This window comes from Candidatus Neomicrothrix sp., from assembly GCF_035329545.1.
GTDB classification, from domain to species: domain Bacteria; phylum Actinomycetota; class Acidimicrobiia; order Acidimicrobiales; family Microtrichaceae; genus Microthrix; species Microthrix subdominans.
Window position 1 is genome coordinate 1 of the sequence record NZ_DAOLGP010000010.1, and the last position, 15796, is coordinate 15796.

At 69.1% G+C, this 15796-nt stretch carries 12 protein-coding genes; 7 read left to right on the top strand and 5 right to left on the bottom strand.

The features are described 5' to 3' along the window. Window positions 1–1800: aconitate hydratase (locus PKD89_RS07635; protein ID WP_324332354.1), on the top strand; the 1800-nt coding region annotated here is incomplete at its 5' end. A 46-nt stretch (window positions 1801–1846) separates the two neighbouring features. Further along, the gene (locus PKD89_RS07640; protein WP_289012487.1) at window positions 1847–3208 is read left to right on the top strand and encodes a pyridoxal phosphate-dependent decarboxylase family protein; all 1362 of its coding nucleotides are present in this window, start codon (window positions 1847–1849) and stop codon (window positions 3206–3208) included. 13 nt (window positions 3209–3221) lie between these two features. Here the strand turns inward: PKD89_RS07640 and PKD89_RS07645 are convergent, their stop codons facing one another. Beyond that, window positions 3222–4646, bottom strand: a complete 1425-nt coding sequence (locus PKD89_RS07645; protein ID WP_289012486.1) for an aldehyde dehydrogenase family protein — start codon at window positions 4644–4646, stop codon at window positions 3222–3224. Between the two features lie 11 nt (window positions 4647–4657). Beyond that, the gene (locus PKD89_RS07650; RefSeq protein WP_425591238.1) at window positions 4658–6202 is read right to left on the bottom strand and encodes a CoA-acylating methylmalonate-semialdehyde dehydrogenase; all 1545 of its coding nucleotides are present in this window, start codon (window positions 6200–6202) and stop codon (window positions 4658–4660) included. A gap of 107 nt (window positions 6203–6309) precedes the next feature. Between PKD89_RS07650 and PKD89_RS07655 the strand changes: the two genes are divergently transcribed. Next, window positions 6310–7599: an NAD(P)/FAD-dependent oxidoreductase gene (locus tag PKD89_RS07655; RefSeq protein WP_289012484.1), complete on the top strand. Its 1290-nt coding sequence runs from the start codon at window positions 6310–6312 to the stop codon at window positions 7597–7599. Between the two features lie 8 nt (window positions 7600–7607). On the opposite strand, the gene PKD89_RS07660 is transcribed toward PKD89_RS07655, so the two are convergent. From PKD89_RS07660 to PKD89_RS07670, 3 genes are read right to left on the bottom strand one after another with little or no spacing between them, the layout of a single operon-like run. Beyond that, window positions 7608–8606 (bottom strand): nitrilase-related carbon-nitrogen hydrolase, encoded by a 999-nt coding sequence (locus PKD89_RS07660; RefSeq protein ID WP_289012483.1) that lies wholly within the window; start codon window positions 8604–8606, stop codon window positions 7608–7610. Further along, the gene (locus PKD89_RS07665; protein WP_289012482.1) at window positions 8603–9691 is read right to left on the bottom strand and encodes an agmatine deiminase family protein; all 1089 of its coding nucleotides are present in this window, start codon (window positions 9689–9691) and stop codon (window positions 8603–8605) included. Before PKD89_RS07665 ends, PKD89_RS07660 begins: the two co-directional genes overlap by 4 nt. A gap of 11 nt (window positions 9692–9702) precedes the next feature. Continuing rightward, a complete protein-coding gene (locus PKD89_RS07670; protein ID WP_289012481.1) occupies window positions 9703–11124 on the bottom strand; it encodes a gamma-aminobutyraldehyde dehydrogenase in 1422 nt (473 codons plus the stop codon). 431 nt (window positions 11125–11555) lie between these two features. On the opposite strand from PKD89_RS07670, the gene PKD89_RS07675 reads away from it, so the two are divergent. From PKD89_RS07675 to PKD89_RS07690, 4 genes are read left to right on the top strand one after another with little or no spacing between them, the layout of a single operon-like run. Continuing rightward, window positions 11556–12662: an ABC transporter ATP-binding protein gene (locus PKD89_RS07675; protein WP_349257332.1), complete on the top strand. Its 1107-nt coding sequence runs from the start codon at window positions 11556–11558 to the stop codon at window positions 12660–12662. A gap of 60 nt (window positions 12663–12722) precedes the next feature. Beyond that, window positions 12723–13904, top strand: a complete 1182-nt coding sequence (locus tag PKD89_RS07680; protein WP_289012479.1) for an ABC transporter substrate-binding protein — start codon at window positions 12723–12725, stop codon at window positions 13902–13904. Window positions 13905–13946: 42 nt separating this feature from the next. After that, window positions 13947–14822 (top strand): ABC transporter permease, encoded by an 876-nt coding sequence (locus PKD89_RS07685; protein WP_287379394.1) that lies wholly within the window; start codon window positions 13947–13949, stop codon window positions 14820–14822. Next, on the top strand, window positions 14822–15697 hold the full coding sequence (locus tag PKD89_RS07690; protein ID WP_287379393.1) for an ABC transporter permease: 876 nt from the start codon (window positions 14822–14824) through the stop codon (window positions 15695–15697). Before PKD89_RS07685 ends, PKD89_RS07690 begins: the two co-directional genes overlap by 1 nt. Window positions 15698–15796 lie beyond the last annotated feature (99 nt).

A 15796-nucleotide genomic window follows, 5' to 3' on the forward strand; every position in this document is an offset into this window, starting at 1 on the left:
GGCACCGACAGCCACACCCCCAACGCCGGCGGCCTGGGCATGATCGCCATCGGCGTCGGCGGCGCCGATGCGGTCGACGTGATGACCGGGTTCCCCTTCAACGTCCGCTGGCCCCGCTTGATCGGCGTGCACCTGACGGGCGAGCTGAACGGCTGGTCCTCCCCCAAGGACATCATCTTGAAGGTGGCCGACATCCTCACCGTCAAGGGTGGCACCGGCAGCATCGTCGAGTACTTCGGCCCCGGCGCCACCAGCATCTCGGCGACCGGCAAGGGCACGATCTGCAATATGGGGGCCGAGATCGGTGCCACCACCTCGCTGTTCGGCTACGACGACGCCATGGCCCGCTACCTGAAGGCGACCGGCCGGGAGGCGATCGCCGATGCGGCCAATACCGTCGCCCACCACCTGCGCCCCGACGACGAGGTGCTCGCCAACCCGGCCGACTTCTACGACGAGGTCGTCGAGATCGGCCTGAGCACGCTGCAGCCCCACATCAACGGCCCGTTCACCCCGGACCTGGCCCGCGAGGTGGGCGAGCTTGGCGCCGAGGCCCGCGAGAACGGCTGGCCACTCGAGGTGTCCTCCGCGCTGGTCGGCTCCTGCACCAACTCCTCCTACGAGGACATCACCCGGGCGGCCTCGATCCTGCGCCACGCCGCCGACAACGGCCTGAAGGTGAAGACCGAGCTGATGATTACGCCCGGCTCCGAGCAGGTGCGGGCCACGATCGAGCGCGACGGGCTGCTCGAGACCTTCGAGGCCGCCGGCGCCACCGTGCTGGCCAACGCCTGCGGGCCGTGCATTGGCCAGTGGAGCCGCTCCGACGTCAAGGAGGGCGAGAAGAACACGATCGTCAACAGCTACAACCGCAACTTCCCCAAGCGCAACGACGGCATCGCCAGCACGCACGCGTTCGTCACCAGCCCCGAGACCACCGTCGCCCTGGCGCTGGCCGGAACGTTGGACTTCAACCCGCTGACCGACACCATCACCAACGCAAACGGCGAGGAGATCAAGCTGGCGATCCCGGTGGGTGAGGAACTGCCGGCCAGGGGCTTCGACCCCGGCGAGGACGGCTTCATCGCCCCGCCGGCGGACTCCTCCGACATCGAGATCGTCGTCAGCCCCGACTCGGACCGGCTGCAACTGCTGATCCCATTCGAGCCGTGGGACGGCGAGGACTACGTCGAGCTGCCGCTGCTGTTGAAGGCCCAGGGCAAGGCGACGACCGACCACATCTCGATGGCCGGCAAGTGGCTGAAGTACCGGGGCCACCTCGAGAACATCTCGGGCAACCTGTTCAACGGCATCGTCAACGCCTTCACCGGTGAGGCCGGCACCGGCAAGGATCCGCTCGACGGCGAGACCAAGACCTACCCGGACATCGCCAAGCACTTGGGCGAGTCAGGCGTGCGCTGGGTGGCGGTCGGCGACGAGAACTGGGGAGAAGGCTCGTCCCGCGAGCACGCCGCCATGGAACCTCGCTTCCGCGGCGCCGCCGCCATCATCGTGCGCAGCTTCGCCCGCATCCACGAGACCAACCTGAAGAAGCAGGGCGTGCTGGCCCTGACCTTCGACGACCCGGCCACCTACGACGCCATCGGTGAGGACGACACCATCTCCATCACCGGGCTGGCCGACCTGACCCCCGGTGGCCAGGTGACGTGCGTGCTCAACCACCCCGATGGCACCAGTGAGGAGTTCCTCACCAACCAGACGATGTCGCCGGAGCACATCGCCTGGTTCAAGGCCGGCTCGGCGCTCAACATGATCCGCCAGGAATTGGGCGGCGAGTAGCCCGCAGCCCAGCTGGTGCGGTTGACGCAGCCGCCATGCTGGGCGGATGCACCAGAGCGATGAGGTGACCGACCGGATCATGTCGCTGGTCGCCGACTATGTGGTCGACCGGCTGCGGCTGGATCCCGTGCCGCTCGACCACCCCGAATCGATGACGTCGCTCGCGCAGCGGGCGCCCAACCTGATCGGCGAGCGCCCGCGACCGCCGGAGGAGGTGTTTGCCCAATTCACCAACGTGCTCGCCACGTCGGTGATCTCGGTGGACAGCCCGCGCTATCTCTCGTTCATTCCCGCTGCGCCCACCAAGGCGTCGCTGATGTTCGACATGGTGGTGTCGGCGTCGTCGCTGAACGCCACGTCGTGGTTGGACGCCTCCGGCGCCGTGCATGCCGAGAACCAGGCGCTGGCCGTGTTGGCGGCTGAGATGGGCATGCCCGTCTCGGCCGGAGGCTGCTTTGTGTCGGGCGGAAGTGCTGGCAACCTGTCGGCGCTGGCCGTCGCTCGCGACGCGGCCCGGCGGCGTCTTGGCGACGCTCGGGCGGCCACCTCGATCGTGTGTTCCGACCAGGCGCACAGCTCGGTGAGCAACACCGCACACCTGCTGGACGTCGACGTGATCACGGTGCCGACGGTCGACGGTCGCCTCACCGGCCGGGGGTTGGCGGCGGTGGCGGGCCGGCTGGAGCAACCCGAGCGGGTGATGGCGGTGGTCGCCACCGCCGGCACCACCAACCTGGGGATCGTCGACGAACTCGATGCGATCGCCGACGTCGCTACGGCGCACGGGTGGTGGTTTCACGTTGACGGCGCCTACGGGGCGGCGGCACGCCTGGCCCCGTCGGCCCGCAGCCGGTTCGACGGCATCGAGGGCTGCGACTCGATGGTGGTCGACCCGCACAAGTGGCTGTTTGCGCCGTTCGACTGTGCCGCGCTGCTGTACCGGGAGCCGGCGGTCGCCGCCGTCACCCACGCCCAGCACGCCGGCTACCTCGACGTGCTGCACGACACGGGCGACCCAAGCGACGTCGGCTGGAACCCGGCCGACTACGCCCATCACCTCACCCGTCGGGCCCGGGGGCTGGCCCTGTGGTTCTCGCTGGCCGTGCACGGCCTGGGCGCCTACCGGGACGCGATCGAGGCTGCGCTGAGCCTGGCCCGCTGGACTGCGGACCGGGTGAGGGAGGCGCCGCACCTCGACCTGGTGATCGAGCCTCAGCTGTCGGTTGTGGCGTTCACGCGCTCCGGCTGGAACGCCGGCGACTACCAGCGATTCTCCGACCAACTGCTGGCCGATCAGGTGGGCTTCGTCGTGCCATCGAACCACGACGGCAAGCCGATCCTGCGCTGCGCGTTTCTGCACCCCGGGACGACGACCGGCATGGTGGCCGAGGTGCTCGACCGGCTGTGAGCGACGCCGCTGATCAGCGGGTGATGACCACCATGCGCTCCTCGGTCATCTCCCGCACCGCCCAGGCCGGACCCTCCTTGGTGTTGCCCGAGTCCCGGATGCCGCCGTAGGGCATCTGGTCGGTTCGAAAGGTGGGCACCTCGTTGATGCACACCCCGCCGTAGTCCAGGCGGTGGGCGGCATCGAGGCCCAGCGACAGGTCGTTGGTGAAGATCCCGGCCTGCAACCCGTAGCGGCTGTCGTTGGCCCACGCGAACGCGTCGTTTACGTCGCTGTAGCTGGCCACGCCGACCACCGGGCCGAACACCTCGGTGCGGCTGACCGCCATGTCGGGGGTGACCCCGCTGAGCACGGTGGGCGCCAGCAGCCCGTCGGCGACCCCGCCGCCGACGACCGCCGTGGCCCCCGCAGCGATCGCCTCGGTGACGGTGCCGACCACCCGGTCGGTCTCGCCCCGATCGATCAACGCACTGACGTTGGTGGCGCCGTCGGCCGGGTCGCCCACCACCAGAGCGGACACCTCGGCCTCGAACGCGCCGAGGAACTCGTCGGCCACGTCGTCGTGGACGTACACCCGCTGCACCGAGATGCACGTCTGCCCGGAGTAGGAGTAGCCGCCCGCGGCCACCCGTTGCGCGGCGACAGCCACATCGGCGTCGCGGTGCACGATGACCGGGGCGTTGTTGCCCAGCTCGAGCCCGACCCGCTTGCGGGGCGCCTTGGCCCGAATTTCCCAGCCCACGTCGGGCGAGCCGGTGAAGGAGATGGCGGCCACATCGTCGTGGGTGACCAGGGCGTCGGCCACCGAACCGGGGACGGTCACCACGTTGAGCCACCCGGGCGGCAGGCCGGCATCGTCCTCGAGCATCGAGGCGAGCAGCAGCGCCGTGAGCGGGGTGGACGACGCCGGCTTGAGCACCACCGGGCACCCGGCGGCGATCGCCGGCGCCACCTTGTGGGTGACCAGGTTGAGCGGAAAGTTGAACGGTGAGATCGCCCCGACCACGCCGATGGGCACCCGCAGGACGAAGCCCAGCTTGCCGAGGCCCGCCGACGAGGCCTCCATCGGCACCATCTCACCGGTCATCGTGCGGGCCACGGCGGCGGAGAAGCGGAACGTGTCGACCGCCCGTTCTGCCTCGACGCGGGCGGTGGCGATCGGCTTGGCCGCCTCGGCGCTGATCGATTGGGCGAACTCCTCGTGACGGATCGTGAGCGCCACCGCCGCCCGATCGAGGATCTCGGCCCGTTCGTGCGCCGGCAGCGCTCCCCCGAGATGACGCTCGAGCGCCACGGCCACCGCACGGTCGACGTCGGCCTCGGTCCCCCTGGGTACCCGCCCCAGCTCACGCCCGTCGTAGGGCGAGCACACGGTGGTGTGCTCGTCGGCGCCGACGGCCGCCCCGTCGATCCGCATCGATGTCACGTCGGTAGTCATGGTCAAACTCCTCAGGTGTGGGTGGGGAAGCCCAGGTCGGGACCCCGCGTGGACGGATCGGCCCAGCGGGTGGTGACCACCTTGTTGCGGGTATAGAAGGCAACACCCTCGGGACCGTAGATGTGGGTGTCGCCGAACAATGACTCCCCCCAGCCTCCGAAGGAGTGGTAGGCGACGGGCACCGGGATGGCCACGTTGACCCCCACCATGCCGGCCTCCACCTCGACGCTGAAGCGCCGGGCCGCCCCGCCATCGCGGGTGAAGATGGCCACCCCGTTGCCGTAGGGGTTGGTGTTGACCAGCTCGACGGCCGCCTCGTAGTCGGGCACCCGCACCACGCATAGCACCGGGCCGAACACCTCGTCGGTGTACACCGACATGTTCGTGGTGACGTCGTCGATCAGCGTCGGGCCCATCCAGTAACCGTCGGGGCTGCCCGCCACCTCGAGCGTCCGGCCGTCGATGACCAGCGTGGCCCCGTCGGCCTCGGCGGCGTCGACGTAGCCCCGCACCCGGTCGCGATGGGCCGCCGTCACCAGCGGGCCCATCTCGGAGGCATCATCCGAGCCGGGGCCGACCACGATGCTGCTGGAGCGTTCGGCGATCGCCTCGACCAGCTCGTCGCCTACCGGGTCGACGGCGACCACCACCGAGATGGCCATGCAGCGCTCACCGGCCGAGCCGTAGCCGGCGCTGACCGCAGCGTCGGCGGCGGCCTCCATGTCGGCATCGGGCAGCACGATCATGTGGTTCTTCGCCCCGCCCAGCGCCTGCACCCGCATCCCGGTGACCGAGGCGGTCTCGTAGACGTGACGGGCGATCGGGGTGGAGCCCACGAACGAGACGGCGTCCACGGCGGAGTGCGTCAGCAGGGCGTTGACCACGACGGCGTCGCCGTGCAGCACGCTGAACACCCCTGTGGGCAGCCCGGCCTCGGCCCAACACTCCGCCAGGATCATCGCCGCCCCCGGATCGCGTTCGGACGGCTTGAGGATGAACGAGTTGCCGCACGCGATCGCCACCGGGCACATCCACAGCGGCACCATGGCGGGGAAGTTGAACGGGGTGATGCCAACGGTGACGCCGACGCTGTGGCGGATCGTGGTGACGTCGACGTGGGTCGAGGCGCCCTCGCTGTGGGCGCCGGTCAGCATGGTGGGAATGCCGCAGGCGAACTCGACCACCTCTATGCCCCGCTGCAACTCGCCGGCGGCGTCGGAGCGCACCTTGCCGTGCTGGGCGCTGATCACCGCCGCCAGTTCGTCGGCCCGGCGCATGAGCGCCTCCCGGAACGCGAAAAGCACGGCGCTGCGCTTGGACAACGATGTCTCACGCCAGCCGGCGTGCGCCCGACGGGCCGCCCGCACCACCGTGTCGACGTCGTCGCTCGAGGCCAGCCGCACCCGCGCCGCCACCTCGCCCCGGGCGGGATCGAACACGTCGCCGACGCGCTCGCCGTTGCCCGCCCAGCGTGCGTCCTCCAACCAGTGGTCGATGGTGGGCAGCGCTGTGCCGGTTTCGTTGCGCTCGGTGTCGTTCACGATGATGTCCTTGATCGTCGGATCCACCACGAGGCGGATCGTGTCAGTGAGTTGGTCGGTGCCGCACCGTTGGGCAAGGGTTTTCGGTCACAAGCGGCGAGGGCGGCGGTAGGTTGCGCAACGTGCCTGCCCTGCTTGCCCCCAGCTATGCCGAGAGCGGGTTGTGGCAGGCACAGGTGCCGCCGCCTCCCCCCACCGGGGGCGAACCGCCGGCCTCGGTCGACGTCGTGGTCGTCGGCGCCGGGCTGTGCGGCCTGGCCGCCGCCGACACGCTGGCGACCGCCGGACGCTCGGTGGTGGTGTTCGACCGCGAGCCGCTGGGCTGGGGCGCCTCCAGCCGCAACGGCGGCATGGTGATCCCCGAGCTCAAGTCCGGGCCGGCCGGCCTCGAGCGGCACTACGGCGAGCTGGGCACCCGCCTGTACGCCGAGGCGAACGAGGCATTCGATTTCGTCGAGGCCACCATCGCCGGCGACGACGGCCGAGCCGGCATCGACTGCGACTACGTCCGGAGCGGTCAGCTGTACCTGGCCCATTCGCCATCGCACACCGACGAGTTGCGCCACCAGGCGGCAGAGCACGCCGCCCTGGGCGAGGCCGTCAGGTTTGTCGAGGCCGGCGACCTGGGCGCCGAGATCGGCAGCGAGGCGTTTCACGGCGGGGTCGTCTTCGACCGCACGGGCGGGCTGCACCCGGCCAGGCTTCACGCCGGCCTGGCCACCCGGGCCATGAACGCGGGCGCCCGGGTGATCGACCGCACCGGGGTGACCGGCCTGAGCCGGCGCGCCGGGCGCCACCGGGTGACGACCACGCGGGGCAGCGTCGAGGCCGCCGACGTGATCCTGGCCACCAACGCCTACGCCGATGCCGCCACGCCGGTCCTGCGACGCAAGGTGGTGCCGGTGGGCAGCTACATCATCGCCACCGAGGTGCTGCCCGAGGATCTGGCCCGAAGCGTCAGCCCCACCGGGCGGATGATGGTGGACACCAAGAACTTTTTGTTTTACTGGCGCCTCACGCCCGATCGGCGCCTGGCCTTCGGCGGGCGCCGCAGCCTCGACCCGGTGGACGTGTCCGAGGCCCGCGACTTCCTCTACGACTCGATGCTGCGGGTCCACCCCCAGCTGGCCGGCACCGCCGTGGAGCACGCCTGGGGCGGCAACGTGGCGCTCACGCTGGACCGCCTGCCCCACGTCGGGCGCCTGGATGGAGCCTGGTACGCCACCGGCTGCAACGGCAGCGGCGTGGCGATGAACACCTGGTTGGGGCATCGGCTGAGTCAGGTTCTGACCGGTGAGGCGCCACCCCCGGCGCTGGCCGAGCTGAAGCATCGCAACGTGCCCCTGTCGTCTTGGCGCCACGCCTACCTGCCGCTCGTCAGCCGCTGGTTCGACTTCCAGGACCATCGCTGAGGGGTCGGTCATTGGGCGGTCATCGAACCGTAGGTATCGGGGCGCCGGGTGTTAAGCAGCGGGAACAGCTCCAGCCAATCGCGCTTGGCATCCAGGTCGACGTCCGCCACCAGCACCGCCTCGGCGTCGCGCGGCGCCTGGGCCAGGATCCGACCGTACGGGTCCGAGATGAAGGAGCTGCCGTAGAACGTGATCGCCGTGTCCGGCGGATCAAGCGCCGTCCCCGCAGCCACCAGGTCGGTCGCCCGTTCGGTGCCGATGCGGTTGACCGCCACCATCGCCAGGCCGTTGGCGATGCCGTTGCCGACGATCACCTGCTGCCACAGCGGCCGGGTGTCGAAGCCGGGATGGTCGGGCTCCGAGCCGATGGCGGTCGGGTACACCAGCAGGTCGGCCCCCGCTAACGAGTAGGCCCGGGGCGGCTCGGGGAACCACTGGTCCCAGCAGGTCGGCAACCCGATGCGGGCCGGCCCCACGTCGACGACGGGGTAGCCGGTGTCGCCCGGCGCAAAGTAGCGATCCTCGTAGTAGCCGGCGGTCACCGGGATGTGCAGCTTGCGGGTTCGGGCCAACAGCTCGCCATCGGGGCCGACGGCGATGGCGGTGTTGAACCCCCCTCCACCGGCGGGCACGGTGCCGCCGGGCGGGTGCTCCCCCTCCCCCGCCGCCTCGAACAGGGAGGCGTGCACCACCAGGCCGAAGCGCGCCGCCAGCTCGGCGGCAAAAGCGTGGGTCGGGCCGCCTGGCAGCGGCTCGGCCACCACGCCGAGCGCCTCGGCTCCGTCGGGCACGATGGCGAAGTAGGGCGACAGCGTCAGCTCCTGCAGGCACACCAGCCGCGCACCGGCCCGGGCGGCGAGCTCGACGCCGGCGGTCAGGGTGGCCCGGTGTTCGCCGGCGTCGGGATGCCACGCCGTCTGAACCGCCCCCACCCGGAAGGTGCCCCGCTCGGGCGCACGGGTGCGGGCCGGTGAGTCCGCTCCCCCGAGGTTGGTGATGAGCTTCACTGCGCGCGCCCCGCGATGGGAACCTGCTGGGTGATGCAGTGCGGCCCACCGCCGCCGTAGGCGATCATGGCGCCGTCGACCGCCACGACCTCCCGGCCCGGATAGTGCTCGCCGATGATTCCCAGCGCCTCGTCGTCGTAGACGTGGCCGGTCACCGGCACGACGACCAACCCGTTGGCGACGTAGAAGTTGAGGTACGGCACCTCGACCATGCGCCCGTGGCACTCGGTGCGGGGCAGCGCCTCCATGATGACCACCTCGAAGCCCGCCGCCCTCAGGCGGCGCTCGCTCTCCGCTGCCGTGGCGGCGTCCGGATCGCCGGGATCGTCGCACCCCTGCAGCAGCGCCACGCCCGGCCGGGGGATGGCCACCACGTTGTCGACGTGGCCGTCGGTGTCGGTGTCGTCGGTGAGGCCGTCGGTCAGCCACACCACGCGCTCGACCCCCAACCACCGAGCCAACAACGATTCCATGCCGGCCTTGGTGCGTGGTGAGCCGCCGGGCAGCGGCCCCCGGTTGGGGTTGAGCAGGCACCGCTCGGTGGTGACGAGCGTGCCTGCACCGTCCACCGCGATCGAGCCGCCCTCCAACACGAACGGCGCTGAAAGCACCGGCAGGCCCAGATGCTCGGCGACCGCAGTCGCAACGACGGCGTCGCTGTCGAACGGTTCGACCAGCCGACCCCAGGCGTTGAAACCGAACTGCACCGCGACGCGGTCGTCGACGCGTTCGCCACCTGGACGACGCACCACGATGGGCCCGGAGTCGCGCATCCAGGCATCGTCTATCGCCAGCTCCACCAACGTCACGCCGGGCGCCGGGGCCGCAGCGGCCTCGCCCAACTGCGCCTCGGCGCTCGCTCGCTCCCCCGGGTTGACCACCATCGTGACCGGCTCGTACCTGGCCACGGCCCGGGCAACGTCGGCCCAGGCCGTGCGGGCGGCCTCGAGGTGACCGCCGAAGAACGCCCGTCGCACCTCGGTCGGCCAGGCGATCAGGGTGCGCTCGTGCCGGTCGGTCTCGGCGGGCATCACCCCGGGCGGATCGTTCCGCCCGGGGTGCGGGGGATGATCGGTGGCGGCCACGTCCGGCGCCGCTAGAACTTCACCATGACGTGTTTCAGCTCGGTGTAGTGCTCGATCGAATAGATCGACATGTCCTTGCCGTAGCCCGACTGCTTGAAGCCTCCGTGGGGCATCTCGGAGACGATCGGAATGTGGTCGTTCACCCACACTGTGCCGAAGTGCAACTGCGAGCTCATGCGCATCGCCCGGGAGACATCGCTGGTCCAGATTGAGGATGCGAGCCCGTACCTCACGTCGTTGGCCCAGGCGAGCGCCTGGTCCTCGTCGGCGAAGCGCTGCACCGACACGACGGGGCCAAACACCTCGCGTTGCACGATCTCGGCGTCCTGGGCCGGGTTGGCCACCACCGTCGGCGCATAGAAGTACCCGGAGCGGGCCAGCGTGGAGCCACCGACGGTGATCTCGGCCCCGGCCTCTGCGGCCCGGCTGACCATGCCGGCCACGCGTTCCTGTTGTCCGGACGACACGACGGGACCGATCTCGGTGGCCTCGTCGGTCGGATCGCCCGTGACCAGCCCGCCCACGGCCGACGACAGGGCGGCGACCAGGTCTTCGTAGATGCCGGGCCCGGCTATGACCCGGCACGGCGCAGTGCAGTCCTGACCCGAGTTGTAGTAGCCGGTCTCGGCCAGGGTGGCGACCAGCGTCTCCAGGTCGGCATCGTCGAAGACCACCACCGGTGCCTTGCCGCCCAGCTCGAGGTGCACCCGCTTCAGGCTGTCCGCCGAGTTGCGGGCGATCAGCTTGCCGGTGTCGACGTCGCCGGTGATGCTCACCATGGCCACATCCGGGTGGGTGACGATGGCGTCGCCGGCGGTCTCGCCCTGACCGGTCACCACGTTGAACACGCCCGGCGGGAAGATGTCGGCCGAGATCTCCGCCAATTTCAGCGCGGTCATCGGGGTGAGCTCGCTGGGCTTGAGGATGAAGGTGTTGCCCGCGGCCAGGGCCGGACCCAGCTTCCACGTCGCCATGTTGAGCGGGTAGTTCCACGGGGCGATGCCGGCGCACACGCCCAGCGGGTCGCGGCGCAGCATCGAGGTGTGGTTCTCGAGGTACTCGCCGGCCGCCTGGGTGCTCAGCGTGCGGGCCGCCCCGGCGAAGAACCGCAGGTTGTCCACCGTCAGGTCGAACTCAAACTCGATGATGGAGGCCGGTTTGCCCACGTTCTCCATCTCGAGGCGTTGGAGCTCGTCCAGGTTGTCCTCCACGGCATCGGCCAAGGCCAGCAGCTTCTCGGAACGGTCGCGCGGCGTGGTGCGCCTCCAGGAACCAAACGCTTCGGTGGCCGCCTGGACCGCCGCATCGACATCCTCGGCGCCGCTCGCCGCCACCTCGGCGATCTGCTCGCCCGTCGCCGGGTTGACGACGGCGTCGGTATTGCCCGACGCGGCGTCTCGCCAGTCGCCCCCGATGTAGTTCTGCATGGCCATAGGTCGGTCGCTCCCCGTGTGATGTGAGTTGAAGGGTGCGGACGATTCGATTGCGCGACCGCAACCCTGAATACGGAAGCGTCGCCGACCCGAAAGCCGACGACGCGTACCGCTCGTGGTTGCCCCTTGGTGCAGATGCTGGGCGCTGGAGCGGGCGAATGCAAGGGATTCCGTCGTAAATCCTCCCTTTCACGTTAGAAACGCTTGCGAGGGGTCGTGTCCGGTGGCACAGTTGCGGATCAGGGGACAGGGTGGGCGGGCCGGACGGTCCGCAGCGAGGGGGTGGCGCCGCCGGCGCCGCATCGCTCGGCACCGACGAGGGGACGACTGGTGTGAGTACTGCTGCGACCGCCGACGGTGAGATCGCCCCCGGGCAGGTGTCGACCGACGGCGTTCCAACGTCCGGTGCTGCGGGCGGCGAACGCCCACCGATCATCGAGATCGAGCATGTGACCAAGGCGTTTACCGACTTCGTGGCCGTCGACGACGCCAACTTCTCGATCGGGCAGGGCGAGTTCTTTGCGTTGCTGGGCCCGTCCGGCTGCGGCAAGACGACCACCCTGCGCATGATCGCCGGCTTCGAAACCCCGACGAGCGGCGCCATCCGGCTCGATGGCGAGGACGTCTCTCGCACCCCGCCGCACAAGCGCAACGTCAACACGGTGTTTCAGCACTACGCCCTGTTTCCCCACATGAACGTGTGGAACAACGTCGCCTACGGCCCCCGCGCAAAGAAGTGGGATGCGGCCAAGGTGCGCGAGAAGGTCGATGCCGTCATCGAGGTGGTCCGCCTGGGCGAGTTTGCCGACCGCAAGCCCTCGCAACTGTCGGGCGGCCAGCAGCAGCGGGTGGCGCTGGCGCGAGCCCTGGTGAACGAGCCGGCGGCCCTGCTTTTGGACGAGCCCCTCGGCGCGCTCGACCTGAAGCTGCGTCAGGTGATGCAGTTCGAGCTGAAGCGCATCCAGCGAGAGATCGACATCAGCTTCGTGCACGTCACCCACGACCAGGAGGAGGCGCTCACGATGGCCGACCGCATGGCCGTGATGAACGCCGGTCGCGTCGAGCAGATCGGCACGCCCTCGGAGGTCTACGAGCGGCCCGCCTCGGTGTTCGTGGCCGGGTTCATCGGCCAGGCCAACCTGTGGCCGGGCACCGCCGAGTCGGTCGGCGGCGGCCATGCCACCGCCACCACGCTGGGCTCGACGGTGGGAGCCAGGTGCTTCTCGCCCCAGGTGCAACCCGGCAAGGTGGTGGTGATGGTGCGACCCGAGCGCCTCTCGGTGGCGACCGAACGGCCCGAGGCCGTCTCCGCCGTCGAGGGGACCGTCACCGACCTCACCTTCCAGGGCCCGGTGGTGCGCCTGTCGATGCGAGCGGCCGACGGGCACCCAGTGATCGCCCACCTCGGCCCGGAGGACCACCTGCCCGGCTTGCGGCCCGGCGACCGGTTGTGGGCCCACTGGCCCGACGACGCCGCCTGCGTGCTGCCCGACGCCCCGCTACCCGCAGTGGACGACCCCGACGCGGTCGATGAGTAGCCCGCCACAGACACCGCCGATCAACCAACCCAACGCCCCACCGACCGCAGAGGAACGCTCATGAGCCCCACCCCAACCGATGCCACCAGCCGACTCGCCCAAGCCCAGTGGTCACGACGACGGTTCCTGGGTGGTGGCGCCGCGCTTGGTGGCGGCCTGTTGTTGGGACCGAGCCTGTTGGCCGGTTGCGGCGGCGACTCGGAGACGTCCTCCTCAGATGGAGGCGGCGACCAGAACTCGGGCGGCAAGCTGCTGCGGATCTCCAACTGGCCGCTGTACATGGCCGAGGGCTTCAACGCGAAGTTCGAAAAGGAGACCGGATACACCGTTGACTACAAGGAGAACTTCCAGGACAACGAAACCTGGTTTGCCGCCAACAGGGACGCGCTCGCCGCCGGCCAGGACATCGGCGCCGACCTGGTGATCCCCACCAACTCGATGACCGCCCGCCTGATCAGCCTCGGGTGGCTCACCAAGCTGGACCACGCCAAGATCCCGAACATGAAGAACGTCCGACCCGAGTTGATCGAGGGGGTCTGGGACCCGGGAGCCGTCTACTCGATGCCCTACTTCACCGGGTTCGCCGGCCTGGCCTACAACAAGGCCGAGACCGGCCGGGAAATCACTTCGGTCGACGACCTGTGGGACCCCAAGTTCAAGGGCCGGGTGTCGATGCTGTCCGACATGCAGGACGGCCTGGGCATGATCATGCTGGCCCAGGGCGTCGATTTGGCCGACGTCACCGTCGAGGATGTGCAGCAGGCGTCCGACCTGGTGGCCGAGAAGAACCAGGATGGGCAGATCCGGCGGTTCACGGGCAACGACTACCAGGACGACCTCACGAACGGCAACGTGGTCATCGCCCAGGTGTACTCGGGCGACGTCGCTCAGCTGCAGGCGGACAACCCCGACATCGAGTTCGTGGTGCCCGAGGGCGGCGGCACCATGTTTATCGACACGATGGTGGCGCCGATCACAACAGAGAACCTCGACGGCGCCGAGGCCTGGATGAACTTTGTCTACGACAAGGACAACTACGCCATGCTCACCGACTACGTCCAGTACATCCCCGTGCTCAGCGACATGGACGATGCACTGGCGAAGGTGAACCCCGAACTGGTCGACAACCCGCTGGTCAATCCCTCACAGGAGGTGCTGGACCGGGTGCAGGCCTGGCCTCCCCTCAAGGAGGAGGACGAGGCGGCCATGGTCAAGACCTACGCCAAGGTCACCGGGGGCTGAGCACATGACCCACCAACGCTCGATCACGGCGACGAGGCCCTGATGGCCGGCACCGCGTCCAGCGGGCGCCGCACCGCCAGGTGGGTTCCCTACGCCATGATCGCGCCGACGTTGATCTTTTTGATGATCTTCTTCGTCATCCCGATCTTCACGTTGTTCAAGACCTCGCTGTCGACCAACACGGGCTCGGTGTACCTGCCCGTGCAGAAGTTCGGCTGGGAGTGGGGCAACTACTCGTCGGCCTTCACCCAGTACCGAGCAGAGATCGGGCGATCATTCGGGTACGCCACCGTTGCCACGGTGATCATGATCGTGCTGGCCTACCCGCTGGCCTACGTGCTGGCGTTCAAGGCTGGGCGCTGGAAGAACCTGATGCTCGGCCTGGTGATCCTGCCGTTCTTCATCACCTTTCTGGTTCGTACCATCGCCTGGAAGACGATCCTGGCCGACGACGGCTTCATCGTCGAGGCGCTGGGCACGGTCGGCCTGCTGCCGCCGGAGGGCCGCATCCTCTCGACGTCGTGGGCGGTGGTCGGCGGGCTGGTCTACAACTTCCTGCCGTTCATGGTGCTGCCGATCTACGTCAGCCTGGAGAAGATCGATCCCCGCCTCGTCGAGGCGTCCAGGGACCTGTACTCCTCGGCGGGTCGCGGCTTCACCAAGGTGATCCTGCCGCTGTCGATGCCCGGCGTGCTCGCCGGCAGCCTGTTGTGCTTCATCCCCGCCAGCGGCGACTTCATCAACGCCGACTATCTCGGAAGCACCAAGACCACGATGATGGGCACCGTCATCCAAAAGCAGTTCCTCGTGGTGAAGGACTACCCGACCGCGGCAGCGATGTCGTTCGTGCTGATGGCGATCGTGCTCGCCCTGGTGCTGGTGTACACCCGGGCCCTGGGCACCGAGGACCTGGTCTGATGTCGCTCCAAGGCATTGTGCAGCAGGGCACCGGCGAGCTGGCAGGATCGGCGCCGATCGCGCCCGACGTGACCCCCGCACGCCCGCGGCGCTTCGGCCTGATCGGCGAGGTGCTGCTGAGGCTGTCCGCCGGGCTGGTGCTGTTGTTCCTCTTCGCACCGATCTTCGTGATCGTGCTGTTCTCGTTCAACAAGCCGCAGGGCAAGTTCAACCTCACGTGGCAACGGTTCAGCCTGGATGCCTGGACCGACCCGTTCCGTTACCCAGAGCTGACCAAGGCGATGCGCAACAGCCTCGAGATCGCAGCGGTGTCGACGTTCGTTGCGGTGATCCTCGGCAGCTTCGTGGCGATCGCACTGGTGCGGCAGCGGTTTGTGGGCCGCAAAACGCTCGACACGTTTCTGGTGTTGCCGCTGACCGCAGCCGAGGTGGTCATGGGCGCCTCGCTGCTCACCCTGTTTTTGGACCTGGGCTGGAACCGAGGGTTCGGCACGATCGTCATCGCCCACATCGGCTTCGAAGTGAGCTTCGTCGCCCTGACCGTGCGGGCCCGGGTGCGAGGCCACGACTGGACGCTCGAAGATGCCTCGATGGACCTCGGCGCCAACCCCCGGCGCACGTTCTGGAAGGTCACGCTGCCGATGATCATGCCCGGCATCATCGCAGCGGCGATGTTGTCGTTTGCGCTGTCCCTCGACGACTTCATCATCACGTTCTTCAACGCCGGCTCGACCACCACCTACCCGCTGTACGTCAACGCCGCGGTCAAGAACGGGCTACCGCCCCAGGTGAACGTGTTGGCCACCGCCATCCTGATCATCAGCCTGATCTTCCTGGGCATCGCCGGGCTACGCGCCCGGCGAACAACCGGTTAGCTGCTGCCGGGGCACCACCGGCTGCAGCCTCAACCCATGTCAGCGCCCAGCCCAATCGTGCGGGGCGCAACCCATCCAACGTTGCCCGCAAAGGAGCGT

Bases quoted from the DNA above. Each gene is read 5' to 3' on its own strand.
- PKD89_RS07640 (WP_289012487.1), top strand. From the start codon at position 1,847: ATGCACCAGAGCGATGAGGTGACCGACCGGATCATGTCGCTGGTCGCC.
- PKD89_RS07645 (WP_289012486.1), bottom strand. From the start codon at position 4,646: ATGACTACCGACGTGACATCGATGCGGATCGACGGGGCGGCCGTCGGC.
- PKD89_RS07670 (WP_289012481.1), bottom strand. From the start codon at position 11,124: ATGGCCATGCAGAACTACATCGGGGGCGACTGGCGAGACGCCGCGTCG.
- PKD89_RS07680 (WP_289012479.1), top strand. From the start codon at position 12,723: ATGAGCCCCACCCCAACCGATGCCACCAGCCGACTCGCCCAAGCCCAG.
- PKD89_RS07685 (WP_287379394.1), top strand. From the start codon at position 13,947: ATGGCCGGCACCGCGTCCAGCGGGCGCCGCACCGCCAGGTGGGTTCCC.
- PKD89_RS07690 (WP_287379393.1), top strand. From the start codon at position 14,822: ATGTCGCTCCAAGGCATTGTGCAGCAGGGCACCGGCGAGCTGGCAGGA.